This window comes from Agromyces sp. P1_H4, assembly GCF_056405255.1.
Map to the genome: position 1 here is coordinate 1 of NZ_JBFUCL010000328.1, position 4,223 is coordinate 4,223.

The 4,223-nt window shown below is 69.5% G+C and carries 4 protein-coding genes; all 4 read left to right on the forward strand.

Annotated elements, in window-relative coordinates:
• Positions 1-1,001 (forward strand): hypothetical protein (locus tag AC1DY2_RS16365; RefSeq protein ID WP_476763378.1); only part of this gene is annotated, 1,001 nt, incomplete at its 5' end.
• Between the two features lie 42 nt (positions 1,002-1,043).
• Positions 1,044-1,991, forward strand: a complete 948-nt coding sequence (locus AC1DY2_RS16370; protein WP_476763379.1) for a carbohydrate ABC transporter permease — start codon at positions 1,044-1,046, stop codon at positions 1,989-1,991.
• Entirely contained in the window at positions 1,991-2,815 is an 825-nt protein-coding gene (locus AC1DY2_RS16375) for a carbohydrate ABC transporter permease (RefSeq protein ID WP_476763380.1), read from the forward strand. Before AC1DY2_RS16370 ends, AC1DY2_RS16375 begins: the two co-directional genes overlap by 1 nt.
• Positions 2,816-2,885: 70 nt before the next feature.
• The gene (locus AC1DY2_RS16380; RefSeq protein ID WP_476763381.1) at positions 2,886-4,169 is read left to right on the forward strand and encodes an ABC transporter substrate-binding protein; all 1,284 of its coding nucleotides are present in this window, start codon (positions 2,886-2,888) and stop codon (positions 4,167-4,169) included.
• Positions 4,170-4,223 lie beyond the last annotated feature (54 nt).

The window sequence follows — 4,223 nt, forward strand, 5'->3', positions numbered from 1 at the left end:
GGCCGACGGTGGGCGCCGACGGCGCCGCCGCCGCCGACGCCGCCGCACCCGTGCGGTTGCGGTGGTGCCTCGAGCGCAGCCCGGTCAACGAGCTCGTGCTCCAGCCGACCAGGTCGGGTGACGAGTGGGTCGCCGAGGTCGAGTCGCTCGACTTCGAGGGCGAGCTCGAGCTGCGCTTGACCGACGAGCCGGCTGCCGTCGCCTGGGGCGAACCGACCCAGCCGGTGCCGGTGCCGGTGCGCCGTGCCGGCGATGTCTGGGTCGGCGCCGTGCGCATCGAGGCGGGTGCGCGCCCCGTGCTGCTGTTCCGTCCGCGCTGGTCGCTGCCGCCCGGGACCGTGCCGCGCGCCTGGCTCGCGGGCGCGTTCCGTGTGCGGGGCGAACTGCGTGCTCGGGGCGGAGCGGTCTCGTCGCTCGCGGGGCCGKTCCGACTCGGCGCGGCATCCGAGCACCTCGACCGTGAACTCGTGGAGGCGGGGTTCCCCTTCCTGTTCGAGCCGCTCGAGCTCGTCGCCGACGTCGATGTGCCACTGGGTGCCGGCGTCATGACGCTCACCGGCGGTGTGGCGGATGCCGCGGGCATCAGCGTCGACGATGGGCCCGTGCTGTGGCGGTGGGCCGACTCTGGCACCTCGGGCTGGGCCGCGCCCGTCGAGGCGGTCGGATCCGCTCGCGTGCGCCTGCGGCTGACGCCGAGCAGCTTCAACCGGTACGGGCCGCACCACCACTACGTCGGCGACCCGGCGGTCGTCAGTCCGGCGCAGATGCAGGGCGAGCGCAACTACGCCGATCTCGATGACGCTCCCGCGCGCACGCACGTCGAGACGTGGTGGGTGCGTCGGCYGGTGCTCCCCGACGCGGCGGTGTTCTCGCGCGCGATCTCCGGCCCGGTCGAGGCTGCGGATGCGGCATCCGGCATCACTTCCGGCGCAGCCGTCGCACCGGTCGAGCCGGTCACACTCGGCGACATTGACAACTCACGAACCGCGCTCGTAAAGTAGCCGTGTTGTGAATCGATTCACGATCACGAAGGAGTGACACCCGTGGCTAGCACCCTCCTGGAGGAACGCGCGGCGGCCTTGCCCGCTGCCGCGTCCCTGACCCCGTCGCCGCGGCGGCGAGCGCGTCGAGCCGGCGTGGTCGCCCCGTGGTGGTTCGTCGCGCCCGCCGTCGCGATCTACGTCTTCATCGTCGTGGTGCCGAGCACGCGTGGTGCGTTCTTCTCGTTCACCGATTGGAACGGCCTGGCCGGCGACTGGTCGTGGGTGGGCTTCGAGAACTTCGCCGACGTCTTCACCGACCGGGCCGCGCAGGCCGCGCTCTGGAACACGCTCGTGCTCGCGGTGCTGTGCACCGTCATCCAGAACGCGATCGGCCTGGCCCTCGCTGTCGGCCTGCACACGATGGTGAAGTCCCGCTACATCCTGCGCGTCGTGTTCTTCGCCCCGGTCGTGCTCACCCCGCTCGTCTCGGGCTACGTGTGGAGCTACCTGCTGTCCCCGAACGGCACGGTGAACGAGGTTCTGCGGGGCCTCGGGCTCGGCTTCCTGGCACAGGACTGGCTGGGCAACCCGCAGTACGCGCTCTACTCCGTCGTGGCGGCGGTCGTCTGGCAGTTCGCCGGCTACTCGATGGTCATCTTCCTGGCGGGCCTGCAGGCGGTGCCCGAGGAGATCCTCGAGGCGGCGACGATCGACGGCGCCGGCCCTTGGCGGCGATTCTGGAGCGTGACGTTCCCGCTCCTGAACGGCGCCGTCGTGATCAACGTCATGCTCAGCCTCATCGGCGGCCTGAAGCAGTTCGACCAGGTCGTCGCGATGACCGGCGGCGGCCCCGGCACGGCCACCGAGACCATCTCGACGCTCATCTACAAGAACGCGTTCCTGCTCGGCGAGTACCCGTTCTCGGTCGCGCTCGCGGTGATCATGACGATCCTCATCGCCGGGCTCTCCGCCATCCAGTACCGACTCACCCTTCGGAAGGCCAGCTGATGCAGACGCGCTACACCGGCCTGACGCTCGTCCGCGAGATCGTCCTCATCGGGGTCGCGGTCGTCTGGTTCATCCCGATCCTCGCGCTCGTGAACGTGTCGCTGAAGCCGAGCAACAGCCAGACCAACGCGCTCACCTTCGCCTGGCCGCCGACGTTCGAGAACTACGGCCGGGCCTGGGAGGAGGCGAGCCTCGGGGCCGCGCTGATGAACAGCACGATCGTCGCGGTCGTGAGCATCGCCTTCATCGTGGCGATCTCGGCGCTCGCGTCGTATCCGCTCGCCCGGGTCACGCGCGCGTGGTCGCGGTGGACCTTCTACGGGGTCCTCGGCGGCCTGCTCATCCCGGCCCAGCTGGCGCTCCTGCCGCTCTACTCGACGATGCGCGACATCGGGCTGCTGGGATCGCTCTGGTCGGTCATCCTCATCAACATCGGCACCGCGATGCCGTTCTCGATCTTCCTGTACACGACCTTCATGCGCGACCTTCCCCTGGACTACGAGGAGGCGGCCCTGCTCGACGGCTGCGGGCCGGTGCGCTCGTTCCTCAGCGTGGTCTTCCCGCTCGTGCGTCCCGCGACGGGCACCGTCATCATCCTGAACCTCGTCGGCATCTGGAACGAGTTCTTCACCCCGCTTCTCTACCTGTCGGGCAGCGGCAACGCGACGGCGCCCGTCGCGATCTACAGCTTCGTCAGTCAATACGTCACCGTCTGGCCGCTCGTCTTCGCCGGACTGGTCATCAGCGTCATCCCCATCCTCGCGGTCTACTTCTCGCTGCAGAAGTACGTCATCAAGGGGTTCGCGGGAGGACTCAAGGGATAGCAGCACCCGTCCCTGCGGCGCGCAATCACCCATGCACCACGGGCATCCAGCCCACATTCAAGGAGGAATAGTGAAGCTCAATCCCACTCGCCGGGCGGGCGCGGCGATCGGCGTCGCGGCCGTCGCGGCACTCGTGCTCGCCGGCTGCTCGACCGACGGCGGCTCGAGCGGAGGCTCCGGCGACGAGAACGTGCTGACGTTCACGGCGGCCGGCGAGGCTCCGGCGCAGGCGGCGATCGACGCGTTCGAGGCGGCCAACCCCGGCGTCACGGTCGAGGCGACGTTCGCCAACGACGACGAGTCCTACCAGCAGACGCTGCGCACGCAGCTCTCGGCGGGCACCGCGCCCGACGTGTTCCGCGTCTGGCCCGGCAACGGCAACGCGACGTCGATCGTGGCGCTCAGCAACGACGGCCTGCTGCTCTCGCTCGACGACCAGGAGTGGGCGGGCGATGTCGACGACTCCGTGCGACCCGTGGTCGAGGATGCCGACGGCAAGCTCGTGGGCGTGCCGGTCACGATGGTCGGCATCGGCGCGATCTGGAACGACCAGGCCGTCGAGGCGGCCGGCCTCGAGACGCCGACCACGTGGAGCGAGGTGCTGCAGTTCTGCGCCGACGCGAAGGCCGCGGGCAAGGTCGCGTTCGCGCTCGGCCTGAAGTCGGCGTGGGTCACCCAGCTCGTGCCGTACGCGCTCACCGCGACGACGGTGTACGGCCCTGATCCCGACTTCACCGACCAGCAGCTCGACGGCGACGCGTCGTTCGTCGACTCGGGGTGGAACGACGCCGAGTCGCAGTACCTCGAGCTGCGCGATGCCGGATGCTTCAACGACAACCCGAACGGTATCGGCTACGACGAGCAGATGACCATGCTGGGGCAGGGCGACGCGCTCGGCGCGATCCACATCACCTCGGCGGGTGCGAACGCGCAGCAGTACGCACCCGAGGGCACGACGTTCTCGATGACGCCCTTCCCCGCGACGGATGACGTGGACGACACCAACCTGCCCGTGTCGGTCGGCATCGTGTACTCGGCGAATGCGAAGGCGAAGAACCCCGAGCTGGCGAAGAAGTTCATCGACTTCCTCGCGTCGAGCGAGGGTCAGTCGGTCTACGCGACTGCCGCGGGGGCTGCCCCGGCCCTGCCCTCGACCGACTTCGAGCCCGACCCGGTGCTCGCGGCGATCACCGAGTACCAGGCCGACGGCCGCGCGCGTCCGTTCCCCGACGTGTTCTGGCCGAACACGAAGGTGCAGCAGGAGCACCTGACCGGCATCCAGGAGCTCTTCAACAACAGCATCACGGTCGACGAGCTGCTGCAGCGCATGGACACCGCGTTCGCCGACGACTAGTTCGGGTGTTCGCGACAGGGCGGGGTGCGTGCTGCACCCCGCCTCGTCGCCTTG